Annotated in this window: 14 protein-coding genes, 1 tRNA gene and 1 other annotated feature; of the genes, 4 read left to right on the forward strand and 11 right to left on the reverse strand. The window is 41.7% G+C overall.

The features are described from left to right. Window positions 1-162 precede the first annotated feature (162 nt). The 9 genes from QOW94_RS05390 to QOW94_RS05430 form a co-directional block, all read right to left on the reverse strand. Window positions 163-1,350, reverse strand: a complete 1,188-nt coding sequence (locus QOW94_RS05390; RefSeq protein ID WP_283679225.1) for an MFS transporter — start codon at window positions 1,348-1,350, stop codon at window positions 163-165. 297 nt (window positions 1,351-1,647) lie between these two features. Next, window positions 1,648-2,388 carry a CAP domain-containing protein gene (locus tag QOW94_RS05395; RefSeq protein ID WP_283679226.1) on the reverse strand — a complete coding sequence of 247 codons (741 nt, stop codon included), beginning with the start codon at window positions 2,386-2,388 and terminating at the stop codon, window positions 1,648-1,650. Window positions 2,389-2,666: 278 nt separating this feature from the next. Further along, complete coding sequence (locus QOW94_RS05400) at window positions 2,667-3,611, reverse strand: Dyp-type peroxidase (protein ID WP_283679227.1); 945 nt, start codon at window positions 3,609-3,611, stop codon at window positions 2,667-2,669. Window positions 3,612-3,696: 85 nt separating this feature from the next. Beyond that, window positions 3,697-4,344 (reverse strand): CBS domain-containing protein, encoded by a 648-nt coding sequence (locus QOW94_RS05405; protein WP_283679229.1) that lies wholly within the window; start codon window positions 4,342-4,344, stop codon window positions 3,697-3,699. A 4-nt stretch (window positions 4,345-4,348) separates the two neighbouring features. Further along, window positions 4,349-5,053 carry an ABC transporter ATP-binding protein gene (locus QOW94_RS05410; RefSeq protein WP_283679230.1) on the reverse strand — a complete coding sequence of 235 codons (705 nt, stop codon included), beginning with the start codon at window positions 5,051-5,053 and terminating at the stop codon, window positions 4,349-4,351. 2 nt (window positions 5,054-5,055) lie between these two features. Then, window positions 5,056-5,835 (reverse strand): ABC transporter ATP-binding protein, encoded by a 780-nt coding sequence (locus tag QOW94_RS05415; RefSeq protein WP_283679231.1) that lies wholly within the window; start codon window positions 5,833-5,835, stop codon window positions 5,056-5,058. Next, window positions 5,828-6,790: a branched-chain amino acid ABC transporter permease gene (locus tag QOW94_RS05420; RefSeq protein WP_283679232.1), complete on the reverse strand. Its 963-nt coding sequence runs from the start codon at window positions 6,788-6,790 to the stop codon at window positions 5,828-5,830. The genes QOW94_RS05415 and QOW94_RS05420 overlap by 8 nt, the downstream gene beginning before the upstream one ends. A gap of 9 nt (window positions 6,791-6,799) precedes the next feature. Continuing rightward, entirely contained in the window at window positions 6,800-7,678 is an 879-nt protein-coding gene (locus QOW94_RS05425) for a branched-chain amino acid ABC transporter permease (RefSeq protein ID WP_283679233.1), read from the reverse strand. 40 nt (window positions 7,679-7,718) lie between these two features. Then, window positions 7,719-8,915, reverse strand: a complete 1,197-nt coding sequence (locus QOW94_RS05430; protein WP_283679234.1) for an ABC transporter substrate-binding protein — start codon at window positions 8,913-8,915, stop codon at window positions 7,719-7,721. 527 nt (window positions 8,916-9,442) lie between these two features. Between QOW94_RS05430 and QOW94_RS05435 the strand changes: the two genes are divergently transcribed. Further along, window positions 9,443-9,527: transfer RNA gene (locus QOW94_RS05435), tRNA-Leu, on the forward strand. Between the two features lie 43 nt (window positions 9,528-9,570). Here QOW94_RS05435 and QOW94_RS05440 read toward each other — a convergent pair. Then, entirely contained in the window at window positions 9,571-11,382 is a 1,812-nt protein-coding gene (locus tag QOW94_RS05440) for an N-acetylmuramoyl-L-alanine amidase (protein ID WP_283679235.1), read from the reverse strand. A gap of 177 nt (window positions 11,383-11,559) precedes the next feature. Further along, on the reverse strand, window positions 11,560-12,066 hold the full coding sequence (locus QOW94_RS05445) for a hypothetical protein (protein ID WP_283679236.1): 507 nt from the start codon (window positions 12,064-12,066) through the stop codon (window positions 11,560-11,562). Window positions 12,067-12,157: 91 nt separating this feature from the next. Next, window positions 12,158-12,409: a binding site (T-box leader), on the forward strand. Between the two features lie 61 nt (window positions 12,410-12,470). Here QOW94_RS05445 and asnA point away from each other — a divergent pair. The 3 genes from asnA (at window position 12,471) to QOW94_RS05460 (ending at window position 16,823) form a co-directional block, all read left to right on the forward strand. Further along, a complete protein-coding gene (gene asnA / locus QOW94_RS05450) occupies window positions 12,471-13,478 on the forward strand; it encodes an aspartate--ammonia ligase (RefSeq protein WP_283679237.1) in 1,008 nt (335 codons plus the stop codon). An 11-nt stretch (window positions 13,479-13,489) separates the two neighbouring features. Next, window positions 13,490-14,785 carry an asparagine--tRNA ligase gene (gene asnS, locus QOW94_RS05455; RefSeq protein WP_283679238.1) on the forward strand — a complete coding sequence of 432 codons (1,296 nt, stop codon included), beginning with the start codon at window positions 13,490-13,492 and terminating at the stop codon, window positions 14,783-14,785. 259 nt (window positions 14,786-15,044) lie between these two features. After that, window positions 15,045-16,823 (forward strand): phosphatase PAP2 family protein, encoded by a 1,779-nt coding sequence (locus QOW94_RS05460; protein ID WP_283679240.1) that lies wholly within the window; start codon window positions 15,045-15,047, stop codon window positions 16,821-16,823. The last annotated feature ends 24 nt before the right edge of the window (window positions 16,824-16,847 follow it).

Raw genomic sequence — 16,847 nt, forward strand, 5'->3', positions numbered from 1 at the left:
TAATGTCTATACATAGAGATTCGCTCCTATCCTTGGGTTTTCGTCGATTTAAGAATAGCAGAGTTGAATTCTCTGTGCTACATAGAATTCAAAAAAGCTTCGGAAAAATTAATTTCCGAAGTTTTTTGCGTTAGCTGGGACTTATGTCCCAGCCTCTTTTGATCACATAACCCGGTTTCTAACCGTTCTGATCAATGTAAATCCAATTGCAATCGTAATCACGGATAGCACCATCAGCACCATCATCGTTGTCGTCCAACCACTTAAAACTCCCTCGAGAATTCCAAATAGAGTTGGTCCCACGCTAGCAAGTAAATATCCTACTGATTGAACAAGGCCCCCGATTTCACCAGCTTCTTGAGGAGTTGATGAAATAACGGAGATCATTGTCAAAGACACTGAGAACGAGCACGAAGTCGTGATTCCAATCAATGCACACGAAATCACCTGAAGGACAATGTTTGCCCCACCGAATGCCAAGATTCCCATCCCTGAGAGATAGCCGACAAATAGCAAGGTCATCAACATCAGCAAACCTTTTCTAGTTTCGGTCGCCCTTGGCACAAAGTAAGCAAACGGAACGCCGGCTAACTGAAATACCCCAAAGAGCATTCCAGCAACCGATGCTGAAATCCCGTGCGATGTTAGTACACTAGGAACCCACGCAACCAAAGTGTAAAAAATGAATGACTGCATCCCCATGAACCCAGCAAGAGCCCAAATTTCTGGTTTACGCCAGTGAGCCGTCTTCACTGGTTCCGTAGTTCCAGTAGTTACTTTTCGCTCGACTTGGCGCTCCGGTTTCTTACCAACAAACAGCCAGCAAACAAATGCTAGCACAGCAGGAATCGAAAAAATCTGAATAGTAAACCGCCAACCAATCGAAGTAGCGATTGGCACCGCAACAGCACCAGCCACAGCGGATAGCAAACTCAATGATGAGGTGTAAATTCCGTTTAGTTTAGCTGATTGTTCTGGATGCCACTCGACAATCAGTGTTGGCATCAAAACATTAAGCATAGCGATGGCAGCCCCAACTAATACCGTCCCAGCAAATAAGCTCCAACTAGTATATACCCGGAGCGTATTGGAAATAATTAAGAGCAACAAAGCAATTTGCAGCGTCATACTTGTACCAAGCCGGTTGATCATTTTAGAAACTACAACCGATAAAAAGGCAAAACAAAGTAGTGGAATCGTTGTTAGCACACCCATTTGGGCCGTGCTTAGTCCCAACGATTTTTGAATCGTACTAACCAAAGGGGGAATCCCCGTAATGGCCAGCCGCAGATTGGCCGACAGCATAAAAATCATGAAGGTAAAGTTAATTACCCGCTTTGAATTATTCATTTGAATAATCCCTCCCAAATATTTAATTGTGAGTTAAAAGTTTACCGACTAATCTTCATTCAAGTAACGCTTCCACCAATAAATTCTGCGATCATTTATCAACTGTTTCATTGAAACTTAGCTCGCTTTCTAATTATCAAATAGTGGGAAGCTCCGGCAAAGCGGCAGCTTCCGTTTACATTTGTTTTCAAAAAGTCATGATAGTAAAGAACTCCGCTTTCAATCCTAACACCCTAGTGGGAATAAAAACAACAGCAAAAAAGCGGCCTCATTTTGAAGACCGCCATTTTATCTAGATTATAGCTTGAATAACTGAGCCATCATCCCTGACCCATCTGGTTTAAAACTAAACGCGACATCACTGTACTTTGACCAGGTATTTAATTCTGTGTCCCGATGTTGAGCGTCAATCGTCAACAATTCATTGCTGGCCGTTTTTGCGGTCTTTTTGTAATCAATCGTTCCCTTAGAATTGTAAACGATTTTGGCTCCTAAGCTTTGAACGTAGCTGAAACAGCTTGGAAATACAGCCATGACCTCGGCATAACCACTATTATATGAATTGTATGATGTTCCGTCTGGTCTAGTGTGACTAGTCTTTATCCACAATTCATTAGCCCTGACCGTAGCCTGTTTTTGCAAACTAGCATTGTGCTTAAGTTTTGAAAGTCCCTGCTTAACTCGGTACGAATTGATTTGACTCATGTAGTACTTGGCCACTTTCTTCTGGACCGTTGAAATTTTGCTGTACCTTACCTTCAAGCTACTTGGACAATTATTGAAGGAAAACGTCTTCGTGCCATCGTATGGAACATATCCTTTTATGTACTGCGAATGAGTTGCCTCAGCTGGATTAAAAATCGTTAACCCGCCAGCAGGTAGGGTAATCTTCTTTGGTGATTTCAACACCTTTCCCGTCGTTGACACATAGTGAACAGTCACTGTTTTGGCACTCGCAAAGTTGCCAAACTGACTGCCGACGATCAGGCAGAAACATGCCGTTGCTAAAATATAGAAAATGTACCTTGATATCTTCATAATCATCCACCCCGAATGTATTAAGTCTGACTTTATTATTTCAGATGGTGATGAATAATTCAAGAAGTGAGGTGTAGTAAAGTAGTTGGGACATAGTTAGGTAAATCGAAAAAAAGTAGCGATAATTTTTTCTGCAAATTATCGTTACTTTTTTTCTTTTATCCAAATACTTACTACACGCAGTAAACATCAAGAGTGAATCCCGCTTTTCGCAGAATTCACTAATTGTTGTTCTTGCTGGGGCACTAAGACGAAATCAAAGATTTCTGTAGTGCTCCCTAATACTCACCCTCCGCAATCTTATCCATCGTATCTACCGACGGAATGAAGAACAGATTTCCAGTAATCGGAGTCGAAAAATCAAGTAACCGATCACTTTGAGTGAACATATTAGTCAGCATTCGTTTGGTAATACTAAACGTCTTTGAATAACCGATAAAGTACGTACCCTTAACGTTCTTAGCTGGATCGGCAAACGGGACGTTCATCCGAACAATTTTATGTTCAACGCCACCCTCTTCGTCCTTAGAGGCAACATTATGAGCGTTAGGCAACTTCTCATCATCATCCAACTCGCGGTCGTTGAACTTATGCCGACCAATCGCCTTTTCCTGATCCTCAGTCTTCATGCTATCCCAATCATCCATCTTATGAATGTATTTCTGGGCAAACGCATAGGAACCGTTAGCAAACTCTGAATCCTGGTCGTCATCAATTAACGTGTAGTCCATTGACTCGACGCCTGCTGGGTTTTCAGTACCATCAATAAACCCAATAATGGCTCGTCCTTCAATGTACCTAAAACCATGAGTCTCATCCTCAACCGTTACAATTGGGCGGAGAATCTTCATGAACTGGTCAACAATTTCATACGTAATTGCTTCGCTATTTGCCCGCACATGGATAAAAATATCGCCAGGGGTTGAAACAGCTGTGTACTTAGGACCTTTTATTTCTGCAAACGGCTCGAGTTCCTTAGGTTTTGGCGCGTTGGGAAACAGATAGTCCCAGGCTCCGGATGAAAATCCCCAAGCAACTGCTAGTTGTTCCTTGGGACTTCTAATTCGCATACTGTTGATGATTGATTTGGACATATCCGCAAAATCCTGAATTACTTCTCGGTCACTATCCAAATTCTCTCGTTTTAAATTAAGTGTGACAAAAATAACGTTCTCACCAGCGTCTTTATAGACATCCTGGCCTCGTTTGATATCAACTGTCAAAAAAATCATCCCCCTAAAATTATTCTTCTGTTCAATAATAGTATAACCTAGATTAGAATAATTCTAAAAGGATGACAATCAATAATTATCGTTCCTTGTAGTGTTCAGCTTGTTTGGCGGTAAACCCAGCTGCTTGTAACTTTTCGGCAACCGAGACCCCGTCCTCACCGTCAACATGAATTTCAATCACCCGAGTACCTCCCTGGTGGGTTACCATCATTGTCTGAATATTAAAATTATTATCGGCCATGATCTTGCCCACTTCATAAATAACCCCAGTTCTGTCCTTTTCAATGAACACCTGGACCACCGTGGCGTCCTCCTTATAGTCAGTTACATCCAAAAACGCATCCAAAATATCGTTGTTGGTTATAATCCCCACAACCGTATCCCCATCCATCACCGGTAGTACTCCAATCTGGTGAGTCCTCATCTGGTAAATGGCGTCTTCCAAAAACTGGTTACTATTGATTGTGACAACGTCCTTGGCCATCACGTCACTTACGGTCATTTTATTAAGTAAGTAATTATATTCATAGATTGATAAACTAGTTGCTTCGGATGGTGACGCCTTCTCAATATCCCGTTGCGTCACAATTCCCACTAATTTACCATTATCAATCACCGGTAACCGGTGAATATTATTATCGCTCATTGTATTAATTGCGATATTGACCTTTGTGTCCGGGACAACCGTCATCACCTTTTTGGTCATAAAATCCTCAACACTCATTCAACTAGCCTCCCAAATATGCCTTTTGGACATCCTCATTTTGTAGTAATTCCCCACCAGTCCCAGTCATCTTAATCTCACCAGAGGCAACTACATAACCCCTATCCGCAATTGATAATGCCTTCTTAGCATTTTGCTCGATCAGTAAAACTGTGGTTCCGTTACTATTAATTTCCTTAATAATGTCAAAAATCTCATTGATAAAAATTGGTGCCAGTCCCATTGAAGGTTCATCTAGCAAAATCAGCTTTGGTCTGGCCATTAGAGCTCGTCCCATTGCTAACATCTGTTGCTCGCCACCAGATAGAGTAGCCGCATCCTGATTTTCTCTTTCCTTTAAGACAGGAAACCGGTCATAGACTTCCTGAAAGCCTTGTCTGATTTTCGAGCTATCCTTAACTAAGAATGCTCCCATCTGTAAATTTTCCTTGACTGATAAACCAGGAAAGATATGGCGTCCCTCCGGCACCTGGGAAATTCCCGCAGCAACGATTTTAGGCGCCTTTTGCCGATTAATGCTCTTTCCCTCGTATTCAATCTGGCCACTTTTCGCTTTCAACAGTCCAGAGATACTCTTTAAAATCGTTGTCTTACCTGCCCCATTTGCGCCGATCAAAGTCACGATTTCACCCTGATTAATTTCAAAGTTCACTTTTTTGACCGCGTTGATAACGCCATAGTTTACGACCAAATCACTTACTTTCAGCATCGCTACGCCTCCTCTCCTAGGTATGCCTTGATTACCTTATCATTTTGTTGGATTTCTTCGGGAGTCCCTTCCGCAAGAAGTGAACCATGCTCCAATACGTAAATTCGTTGGGCAATCTTCATTACTAGCGACATATCATGCTCAATCAACACCACTGTGATGTGAAAGGTTCGTTGTACTTTCATGATCAATTGGGTTAAATCTTCGGTTTCATCAGGATTCATTCCCGCTGCTGGTTCATCTAAAAATAATATCTGGGGTTTAGTTGCCAAAGCCCGCACAATTTCCAGCCGCCGTTGAATCCCATAAGGGAGGTTCTTCGCTGCGGTATCTAGCTGACCTTGAAACTCAAAGATTTTGAGTAATTCAATTGCTTCTGCCTTCATCTGAGCTTCGGTCTTATAAAACTTTGGTGACCGAAAAATACTACTCCAGAATCCTTCTTTGTACCGACTAGTCATTGCAATCATAACGTTATCCAGCACTGACAATTCCTTGAACAACCGAATATTTTGAAACGTTCGCGATAATCCCAACCTAGCAATTTTATGAGCGGACTTTCCGTTTAGCGCAACGGTTCCCTCTCGTCCCGCCAGAACAATCGAACCTGAGCTTGGAGGAATCACCCCAGTTAAAATATTGAACAGCGTCGTTTTACCAGCACCATTTGGACCAATCAAAGCCACTAATTCATCAGTGTTCAAAGTAAGTGAGACATCCGAAACGGCGGTCAGCCCACCAAAGTTTTTCACAACATTATCTACCTTTAGCAAACTAGTCATTGGCCACTCCCCCTGTCTTCCTTTTATGCTTAAAAATTCGTTGAAGTGACAGCTCCCACGTTCCTAATAATCCTGATGGTTTGAACACCATCAACAAGATCAACGCGATCGAGTAAATCACCATTCTCAGTGTGCCGAAGTTTTGCAGGATCGTATCAATGACACCTAGAACCGCAGCGGCAACAAACGTCCCGGTAATACTTCCAACCCCGCCAAGAACAACAACAATTAGAATTGAAATTGATTCCATAATGTTGAAGTCGTTCGGACCAATCGTTTGAAGATAGGAAGCGTGGAGTGAACCAGCGACCGCAGCGGTTGCAGCTCCAATGACAAAGGCTAGTAATTTCCACCTAAAGATATTGATTCCCATCGCTTCAGCAGCAATTTCATCTTCTCTAACTGATTTAACTGCTCGCCCACCTCGACTTCGAATAAAATTGACGATGATGATTGTTGTGATGCAGACCATCACGTACACAGTTGGCCAGGAAGCCAAGTTTGGAATATTGAAAATTCCAGAAGCTCCACCGGTAATCTTTAGATTATTGATGATAATCCGAATAATTTCGGCTGCTCCCATTGTCGCGATTGCCAAGTAGTCTCCTCGTAACCTAAGCGTTGGAATTCCAACAATCAATGCGGCGATAATTGAGAGAATGATTCCAACCACTAATGCAATGTAAAACCCGGCTGGTGTTTCCATTGAGCTGGTAATGATTGCGGTAGCGTATGAACCAATCGCCATAAATCCGGCATGACCTAATGAAAACTGCCCCGCAAACCCAATCACTAAATTTAGACCAGTTGCTAAGATTATGTTTATGCCAATAGTTACCAACATGTTTTCAATAAACGCATTAACGACCCCGACCAGAATCAGCGTATTGATTAGATAAAATCCAGCAACCATGATAATCAGCCAAATTATGTTTGTCTTGATATTTGCCTTCATACTATCCACCTACACTTTTTCCTTTTTATTTTTACCAAACAATCCCGCCGGCAATATAAGCAGGATAATGATCAACACGCCGTACACAACTGCATCTTTGTACGCTGATAGGCCAATCGATTGAAATAGAGTCTCCAAGATACCAATCAAGAAACCACCAACTGAGGCACCAGGTACCGATCCAATGCCTCCCAGAACCGCCGCAACAAACGCTTTAATTCCTGGAGTCATTCCCATCAACGGGTCAATCGAATTGTAGTAAAGACCAATCAGAACTCCCGCAGCCCCAGCTAGTGAAGAACCCAAGGCAAACGTGAATGAAATCGTCACATTAGTATTGATTCCCACCAATTCGGCAGCATCAGAATCGACCGATACTGCTCTCATTGCTTTACCCATCTTAGTTTTCTTAATAATTAGCTGCAGTAAAACCATCAACACACATGCGGTGACCAGAATCAGAATTTGAATGTTAGAGATCAGCACCCCACCGATGTTGTAATTATGTTGCTGAATAATTTGGGGAAAACTCCTTGTATTTGACGAGAATAGGTAAGACATCCCGTTTTCCAACAAGAAGGAAACTCCGATTGCGGTGATCAATGCGGTAATTCGTGGGGAATGGCGCAGTGGTCGGTATGCAAAGTACTCGATTACTACCCCGCTAACCGCTCCAACGACCATCGCACTCAATAACGCTTCAATGAAGTTAAAATGCCATGAATTGATTACGTAATATCCCCAGAAAGCCCCTAACATATAAATATCGCCATGAGCAAAATTGATGAGTTTGATAATCCCGTAAACCATCGTGTACCCTAGTGCTAATAGAGCATAAATACTTCCTAATGAGAGGCCATTGATGACCTGTTGAAAAAATATTTGCACGCTCCATTCCTCCTATCTAATTTACAACCTCATCAAATGCCTACTTGATTTGGTAAGTCTTTGATACTTTACCGTTAGTCAATTGCTCAATTGCGATTGGCTTTTCTGGATCGTGATGCTTGTTGACGGTAATGCTGCCAGTAACCCCATCGAAGTTCTTGATTTTAGCAAGGCCTTCAGCAATCTTTACTGAATCCGCTGACTTTTCTTCTTCAATTGCTTTCTTGATCATATAAACTGAATCATAGGCAAGAGCTGAGAAAGTTGGGGCTTCTGCGTGGTACTTAGCTTTGTAAGTGGCCATGAACTTTTTGGCAACCGGATTACTCTGAGAGGCTTTTGTTGAGAATGGAGTTGTGTAGTAAACGTTATGGGCATTGTTGTTGCCAGCAATTTGAGCCAACTTTGGATCGGCCATTCCATCAGTTCCTACGATTGGAACATTAATTCCAGCTTCACGGGCTTGTTTAACAATCAAACCAACTTCACTGTAATAGCCAGGAACAAAGATGGCGTTAACTTTCTTATTCTTAAACGATGTCAAAATTGCCTTGAAGTCCTTGTCTCCCTCTGTGTATGCTTGAGTATCAACAATTTGACCCTTAAATGACTTCTTGAATGCTTTTGCCAACCCGGTTCCATAATCGGTTGAGTTATCATACAAAACAGCAACTTTCTTAGCTTTCAAAGTATTGGAAATGAACTTAGCAGCCGTTCCACCCTGGAAGTTGTTTTGGTAACAAGCTCTAAATACATATGGTTGCACCTTACCGTTCTTTTGAAGAGTGAAGTTGGGATCGGTTGCCGATGGACTGATTGCTGGTACAGCAGCTTTAGTGATATTTGGGATTTGAGCTGTTCCGGCGTTAGTAGTTGCCGTTCCAACAATTGCGTTGACCTTATCGTTATTAACAAACTGGGCAGCAACGGAAGCGGAAGTCGTGGTTGAAGTCTTGTTATCCTTGACCTTCAAATCAATCTTCTTCTTTTTACCGTTAACGCTGATTCCACCCTTGGCGTTAATTTCATCTACCGCCATCTTAATTCCTTGTTTCATCTGATTACCATAACCACCAGCGGCACCAGACAGTTCCATGTTTTCCCCAATCTTAATTGTGTCGCCTGTTTGGGGGTTGCCCTTCGAACTTGTCTTAGCGGCAGTACACCCCGCAAACATCATTGCTACTGCTCCGACTGACATTACCATTCCAATTTTCTTAATCACTGATTTTTTCATATTTATTCCTACTTTCGTTTAATAATTTGTGTGTCGCAGATCCCTTTTCTATCCTCCTAATCGCATAAAAAAACCTCATTCTTTAACGAATGAGGTTTTTGATAGTTTCCATCAAGCCCTCATCATTAAAGATGCAAAATAAGGGCTCAACAGATTGATTTATTTTTGAGATCGATTATCTCAAAATCAACGTCGGGTCCTTCATCTTTAATAATAAGGCTAAGTTCTGACGAACAGAGGCTACTATGTATTCAACTGATTTTTGCGAGCTGTTATTGATCATGATGGTAACCTCCTGTTCAGAACTTTTATTTGATGATGAAAAGTATATCCTTTTCTAATTAAATGTCAATAACTCTAATAAAATATTTGCGATTTAGATTCTGTTTTCCTTGATGCAAACGGCTTTATTAATTTATTTTATTTTTTCACTGACACTTCTCTAATATTTTTAATGATTTTCTTTTCAAAAAAAGGTTTACAACCGCCCTAAAATTCGGTAAACTTTTATTATTGTTTTGATTCATGCCGGAGTGGCGGAACTGGCAGACGCGCTGGACTCAAAATCCAGTGTCCGTTGAGGACGTGTGGGTTCGAACCCCACCTCCGGTATAAATTTAAAAGGCCCCTGAGAATTTTCTCAGAGGCCTTTTTGCTACTTAGAATAGTTTATATCTGCTTTCTTTACATACGCAATTCGGTGATTGAACTGAATTTGCACGTAGCTTTCATTACTTGAAACCACTTTTTCTTTGGTTTCATCGTTTAAAGTCGAATTGTAGTAGTCAGCCTTGACTACATCATCAGCAACATACTTTTGACCAGCTTTTAGCTGAGCGAATGGTTTAATGGCAGCACTCTTAAATCCAGCTTTGGCAAGTGTTGATTCATCTGGGTACGCCCCACCATAAACATCAACTGTTTTCTTTGCTGGCGTAATCACTGCTCCTTCCGAAGTAGTAACGTTCTTATCATTAGGGTTATAGAACCAAGCCTTTTTACCGTCATAGTTGATTGCCGTCCAGTCACCCTTCTGATCAACCTTAACGAATTGTTGGCCGTAAACTGCTTTATCAGACCAATCGCTGACATCGGTTGTTCCTGATTTTCCTTGTTTGAAATTGTTATCAGTGATCAACTTACCATCAATGGTTGGTTTATCCCTAAGGTAAACAAAATTAGCCCCTGCTTTAGTCAATGTTTCCTTACCTGAAGTTAATTTTTCAGTCTTCGATTGTAGATTGGTTGCCTTGTTAGGCGTAATCGTAATTACATTTGTATGAACCTTTGATGGCTTACTGAAATCGACTCCGAGCAACTTGAAGTAGTGATTCCAATCCCAATAAGTACCTGGGTCCCAGTGCATTCCTGCCTGGTCCTTAGCCTCCAAACCAGGAACATTGTCGTGACCAAAAATATGTTGCCTGTCTAGAGGGATATTATAGCGGCTTGCCAAAACCTTAACTAGCTTAGCTGACTGCCGATACATTGGTTCGGTGAACCACTTACCACCGTGAACAGCGTATCCTTCATGTTCAATTCCCACAGAGTGACTATTCACATACCAGTTGCCTGCATGCCAAGCAACGTTATTGGGCCGAATGAACTCAGCAATCTGACCATCATTCGACCTAACCATAAAATTGGCAGCGGCGTAACTCTGACCTTGAAACAGCTTAATTGCATCATCGAATGAAGTTTCGGTATTGTGAATCACGATGTAGCGAATATCAAGACCGTTACGAGGTCGGTCTGACCGATCATAATTACCGTAATCTCCCTTATCATCAAACGCATCGTGCGCTGCTGGAATATACTGAACGTTTAAATTAGTGGGATAATTATCATCAAGATTATTTGTTTTGCTCAATTTTAAGGCTGCTAATTGTGAAGTTTCTGGCTCAAATCCATTCGCAACGAGGGTAACCTTGCTACCATCTCTAAATGTTTGACTTGCGCCATTTCTAATCGTAGCAAACACAGAGTCAGCAAATAGTTTGGCAGAATTGCTTTCTGTATCTTGACTATATTTTGCCACTGCCCCATACCATTGGTCAGGGCCACCATTGATATCAAACCCCAGCGACTTCTGGTAGTTGGCTAATAATGCCGCTCCAGCTTTAATATTTGCCGCATCATCTGATTTCACTTTCTCCAATGACTGGTTAGATAATTTTGCTGCGGTTTGGGCAGTAGTTAAAGCACTAACTGTGGAATTTTCAACATCAGTTAAATGCATTACCCCATACCCACCACCAACGCTAGGTTCGAACCCATGATTATTCCATAGTGTTTCGTTATATGAAACAGCCATCAATATTGATTTAGGAACGTGATATTCATTTGCTGCCTGATCAAAGGCCGATTGCAGGTCTCCTGCCTGATCAGCCTGAGCATTGATATTAATTCCAATCACCACCAAAAATGTAGTTAAGAGCGTTAAAATCACCAAATTAACTTTCTTCATTACCAACCCACTCCATTCAAATAGATTAGTAATATCATACTCCGTAATTAAAAAAACATGAAGAAAATTTAAATCTTGGTTTCACTGATAGAATAGGCTTTCATGACATGGTGACGACACATTTCTAATTTTCACGAATCAAGTGTCCTATCACTTTCCAATTATACCGACAATCAGCTACTTTTCCTCTTGATATGTATTAATTTTAACTAATTTACTATCAAGGCCAAGTACCATATTAGTTTTGAAGAACAAGCCAAAATCACCAGCTTGCTTTATCGTTACAACATAGTACAAAACCTTGCCGCTGCCTTGATTATCAGATTCAAACCTAACATCAGCGTGTTTAAGGGATTTTAATTTTGAAAAGGTTCGTTTGTCTGCACAAAGCTTTTTTAATTTAGCTTGATTCTTAGAATGAATAGCTGCATTAACCTCGCTCTGTCCGACCCATTCGATCCAGTAATCCGACAAATAAAACGTGACTGCTCCGACACTGAACATTACCGCTACCATAACACCTAATATTTTCAATCCTCGCTTCAAAGCCATCACATCCTTGTAAATTACTTTACCATTTTTAGTGTGAATCATTTCAGAGAGACAACAATTAAAAATAATTTTTAAAATATTTTCGGTTGTTTTTTGATGATTTACTTCTATATGTGGCCATACAAATTTCACTTTTAAAACTAGCCCCGGTTTTAACTTTTTAGATTTTCCTGCTTTACATCCCCCTTTTGATGTGCTAAATTTTTAATTGTTAAAACAAAATGAAAAAGCAAAAAGAAAGACGAGTAAGTTATCTCATACTCACAGTGAGTCGGGAATTAGTGCAAACCCGATGTGTCCCTGAGATTTCTGAATAACACTTTCTTAGCTGCAATCTGAACAACCTGTTAGGTCTAGTAGGAAATGCCGTAGACTGGAACGTTATCCTCAGTGGAGCATGTTAGTGCTCTTATTGAGGTGGTCTATTTTACATAGGCAACTTGGGTGGTACCGCGAAAAGTCTTTCGTCCCTTGGTTGGGAACGGAAGGCTTTTTTTGTTCCCTAAAAAATAAAAAAATTAGAGGAGCTACACATTATGCAATTAATTATTCCAGATCATTACGATCCAAAACTACCAGTTAGAAAAACCCAGGAAGCTATCCGTTATATCAGAGAGACCTTCCAAGACGAATTTGGAAAGGAAATGAACCTTTCTCGAGTATCGGCGCCAATGTTTGTCAAGAGATCAACAGGTCTTAACGATAACCTTAACGGGGTTGAAACTCCAGTATCGTTCACGATGAAGGAAATCCCTGGAGAGACCATTGAAGTTGTTCACTCACTTGCCAAGTGGAAGCGTTGGGCTTTGAAACGTTTTGATTTCAAGATGCACACCGGCCTTTACACCAACATGAACGCCATCAGAAAAGATGAAGATATCGACAACATTCACTCGATTTACGTTGACCAATGGGATTGGGAAAAGGTAATTGCTAAGGAAGAACGAAACGAAGAAACCTTAAAGGCAACCGTTCGAAAAATCTTCAAAGTTATCAAGCATATGGAACACGAAGTTTGGTACAAGTACCCAGAAGCTGTATACCACTTACCTGATGAAATTCACTTTGTTACTACTCAAGAACTAGAAGATCGTTACCCTGACCTTGACCGCCAAGCTCGTGAAGATGCTATTTGTAAGGAACTTGGTTGTGTCTTCTTAATGAAGATTGGTGGTCCATTGAAGAGTGGTAAGCGTCACGATGGCCGCGCCCCTGACTACGACGACTGGGAATTAAACGGCGATATCATCTTCTGGTATGAACCATTGAACCGTTCACTCGAGGTATCAAGCATGGGTATCAGAGTTGATGCTGATGCAATGAAGCGTCAACTTAAGATGGCAGACGCTGAAGATAGACTTCAATACCCATTCCATAAAGCAATCATGAACGAAGAACTTCCATTCACTATCGGTGGTGGAATTGGTCAATCACGTTTGTGCATGTTGCTTCTTGGTAAGGCTCACGTTGGTGAAGTTCAAGCAAGTATCTGGCCGGACGAAATGGACGAAAAGTGCGAAAAAGCAGGAATCCATATTCTATAGGAGGTAATTTTTTGGAAACCATCAACATCATTCATTCACCCAAATACGTTAACCAAAAGGTTCGCATTGGTGTCTGGGTAAGCAACAAACGAAGTAGTGGTAAAATTGCCTTTCTTGAACTACGGGACGGAACCGCATTCTTCCAAGGCGTTGTCTTAAAAAACGACATTGGTGAAGAAAAATTCAAGGAAGCAACTGAGTTACGCCAAGAAACCAGCCTGTACGTCACTGGTGAAATTCACGAGGACAGCCGATCAAAGTTTGGCTATGAAATCCAAATTGAGGACTTTGAAGTCGTAGGAGAAAGTAACGATTATCCCATCACACCAAAGGAACACGGAATCGACTTTCTGCTTGACCACCGTCATTTGTGGTTAAGATCATCAAAGCCTAACGCTCTGATGAAAATCAGAAGCGAGGTGATCCACGCTTGTTACGACTTCTTCTACTCACGTGAATTCACTAAGTTCGATGCTCCGATTTTGACTGGATCTGCTCCAGAAGGAACGACTGAGCTTTTTGAAACTGATTATTTTGGTCAAAATGCCTACCTATCCCAAACCGGTCAACTTTACGGAGAAGCCGGAGCAATGGCATTAGGCAAAATCTTTACTTTCGGGCCCACCTTTAGAGCAGAAAAATCAAAGACTCGGCGGCACCTCACTGAGTTTTGGCAAATTGAACCAGAAATGGCTTGGTACCACCAGGATGAAAGTTTGGAACTCCAAGAACAGTTCGTTGCTTACCTTGTTCAATCAGTTATTGACAACTGCCCACAAGAACTTGAGGTTATCGGTCGTGATGTTGATACGTTGAAGAAATACACTCAACTTCCCTATCCCCGCATATCATACGATGACGCTATCAGTCTCCTCCAAGACAATGGTTTTGACGTAAAATGGGGAATCGATTTTGGGTCACCTGAAGAAACATTCCTTGCAAACCACTTTGACAAACCTGTGTTTGTTATGAACTATCCAAAGGATATCAAGGCATTCTACATGCAACCACATCCAACGAGAGATGATTTAGTCATCTGTGCGGATTTGCTTGCGCCTGAAGGATATGGCGAAATCATCGGTGGTTCTGAGCGGTCAGCAGATTACGATTATATAGTTGGCCGGCTGAAAGAAACTGGTCAAGATTTAAGTAACTACACTTGGTACCTTGATCTCTTGAAGTACGGTCCAGTTCCTCACTCCGGGTTTGGAATGGGATTGGAACGATTCTTGACTTGGATCACCCATGAAGACCACTTGAGAGAAAACATTCCGTTCCCACGGATGTTGCATAGATTGGAACCATAGCTAAACACACTAAGTGGCTGAAACTTAAGTAGGCACACTGAAGAAATGCAGCGATATTTTTCATGAATATGAAATTATCGCTGCTTTTTTGTGCTTACGAAAATACTTGCTACCCACAGAAATCACTAATTGTTTTACCCATTTTTTACAAATAATCAACCGTCCTTTTACACTCCATTGGTAACTTAGTAGATGGAGAGAAGGAATACATACACCCCTTTGTGTTCTTCTCCCAAATTCTATTTGGAGAGGGATCATTATGCAAAACCATACCTTCAAGACAAAAATGTCCGTTTTTGTTTCAACGCTTGCACTTACCACAATTGCTGCAACAGGTGTTAGTGCAGTAGCTCCCCACACCGCTCACGCAGCCGGAGAAACTAAGTCACAAATTGCCCAACAATTAGCTCCAAAAAAAGCTAATTACGGTTACTACGTTGACTCGTACCAGAAAAACGTCAAGGATAACGACAAACCTGGAACCAATCCTGGAATCGATATTTTCGACAATACTTTCTTACAGTACTGGTCGCCAGCAAACGGTGGCAAAAAATTAGATCCAAATATTTTGCAACAAAATCTCGACAAATCGATTGCCATTACCAAAAAACGCAATCAGGATGAAACAGTTCGCTCATACCTCACTGATCGTCGGGATTTACGGTACAACCTTATCTCTGGTTTGGGACCGTACGCAAATGCCTTCATTAAGAACGCAGCTGCTCAAACTGATTACAACGATTACCCAAGCACCCCACTTCCAGGTAATACGCCATACAGTAGCATGACCTGGGCGGATGAAAATTCCAAACTTGGAGATTTAGTTAAGTTAGTCAACCTCACTGAGAACTCTGATTGGTCCGGAACTGGTACGCCAAAATCTTACATCCAGTTCACCCGACCTTATCGCCAAAGTGATCAAGTCTCAGTCAACCCAGCATTAAAGAACGTAATGGCCAATGCCAAAGCTAACGATTTTGACTTCCCATCTGGCCACACCACCGCAGCGTTCGAAACTGGTGAAACATTGGCCTATGCACTTCCCCAAAGGTTCCAACAACTAATTACTCGTTCATCTGAAGTTGGTTACGACCGCGTCTTAGCTGGTCGACACTCACCTCTTGCCGTTATGGGCGGCCGGGTGATTGGAACAGCCATCACCGCTTCTGTTTTAAATGACAAGAATAATTCAGACTTATTGAAGCAGGCAGCGAGTGAAGCCCAATCCAAACTACTAGCTAAGAGTACTGATAAGACTAGCAAGGATGACTTTAGTAGCTACCAGAAAAACAGAGCTGATTACCGCTACCGGCTAACTTATGGATTCAAAGCAACCGGCGATACCAACAAGCCAATGGTTGTCCCTAAGGGCGCTGAGGTTCTGCTCAAAACAAGATTGCCATACCTCAATGATTCCCAACGCCGAGAGGTTCTCTACACGACTGGATTGCCATCAGGATACCCAATGACAGGTGATACTGAGGGGTGGGGTCGCTTAGACCTCTTCTCAGCAGCCAATGGTTACGGTGCCTTTCTTGGAAACACAACTATCAACATGGATGCTTCCAAGGGTGGCTTCAATGCTAAGGACACCTTCATGAACAATATCTATGGTAAGGGATCATTAACTAAGGATGGCAGTGGTAGCCTCACCCTCGCTGGTAAGAATAGTTTCAGTGGTGGCACCACGGTTAAAGACGGTTCCCTTGTTATCACTAATAACTCTGGACTTGGTAACGGCGACGTTAAACTAAATGATGGTACTCTCAAAGTAGACACCTCTAAAGCAGTTGTTAAGGGCAATTTCAAACAAGCTAACAAAGCATCCCTAACCCTAGATGCCAATGACAGCTTGACCATTAACGACAATGCCAAACTAGGTGGTACTCTCTCAATCAATCCTACCCATCTCAAAGCTGGCCACTACCTGTTGAAGGCTGATCACCTCACTGGTAAGTTTGCCAAAGTCCACTTTGATGGTCACAAGGGCTGGACAATTCAATACACTAAGCACGGAGTTAAATTAGCAACCAAATAGTTTATCCCTCATTTCCTACTCCTC

The organism is Lentilactobacillus sp. Marseille-Q4993, assembly GCF_951230165.1.
Lineage (GTDB): Bacteria > Bacillota > Bacilli > Lactobacillales > Lactobacillaceae > Lentilactobacillus.

Excerpts from the sequence above, each read along its gene's own strand:
- QOW94_RS05410 (WP_283679230.1), bottom strand. The coding sequence starts at position 5,053 with ATGCTGAAAGTAAGTGATTTGGTCGTAAACTATGGCGTTATCAACGCG.
- QOW94_RS05460 (WP_283679240.1), top strand. The coding sequence starts at position 15,045 with ATGCAAAACCATACCTTCAAGACAAAAATGTCCGTTTTTGTTTCAACG.
- asnA (WP_283679237.1), top strand. The coding sequence starts at position 12,471 with ATGCAATTAATTATTCCAGATCATTACGATCCAAAACTACCAGTTAGA.
- QOW94_RS05415 (WP_283679231.1), bottom strand. The coding sequence starts at position 5,835 with ATGACTAGTTTGCTAAAGGTAGATAATGTTGTGAAAAACTTTGGTGGG.
- QOW94_RS05395 (WP_283679226.1), bottom strand. The coding sequence starts at position 2,388 with ATGAAGATATCAAGGTACATTTTCTATATTTTAGCAACGGCATGTTTC.
- QOW94_RS05405 (WP_283679229.1), bottom strand. The coding sequence starts at position 4,344 with ATGAGTGTTGAGGATTTTATGACCAAAAAGGTGATGACGGTTGTCCCG.
- QOW94_RS05440 (WP_283679235.1), bottom strand. The coding sequence starts at position 11,382 with ATGAAGAAAGTTAATTTGGTGATTTTAACGCTCTTAACTACATTTTTG.
- QOW94_RS05420 (WP_283679232.1), bottom strand. The coding sequence starts at position 6,790 with ATGAAGGCAAATATCAAGACAAACATAATTTGGCTGATTATCATGGTT.
- QOW94_RS05390 (WP_283679225.1), bottom strand. The coding sequence starts at position 1,350 with ATGAATAATTCAAAGCGGGTAATTAACTTTACCTTCATGATTTTTATG.
- QOW94_RS05430 (WP_283679234.1), bottom strand. The coding sequence starts at position 8,915 with ATGAAAAAATCAGTGATTAAGAAAATTGGAATGGTAATGTCAGTCGGA.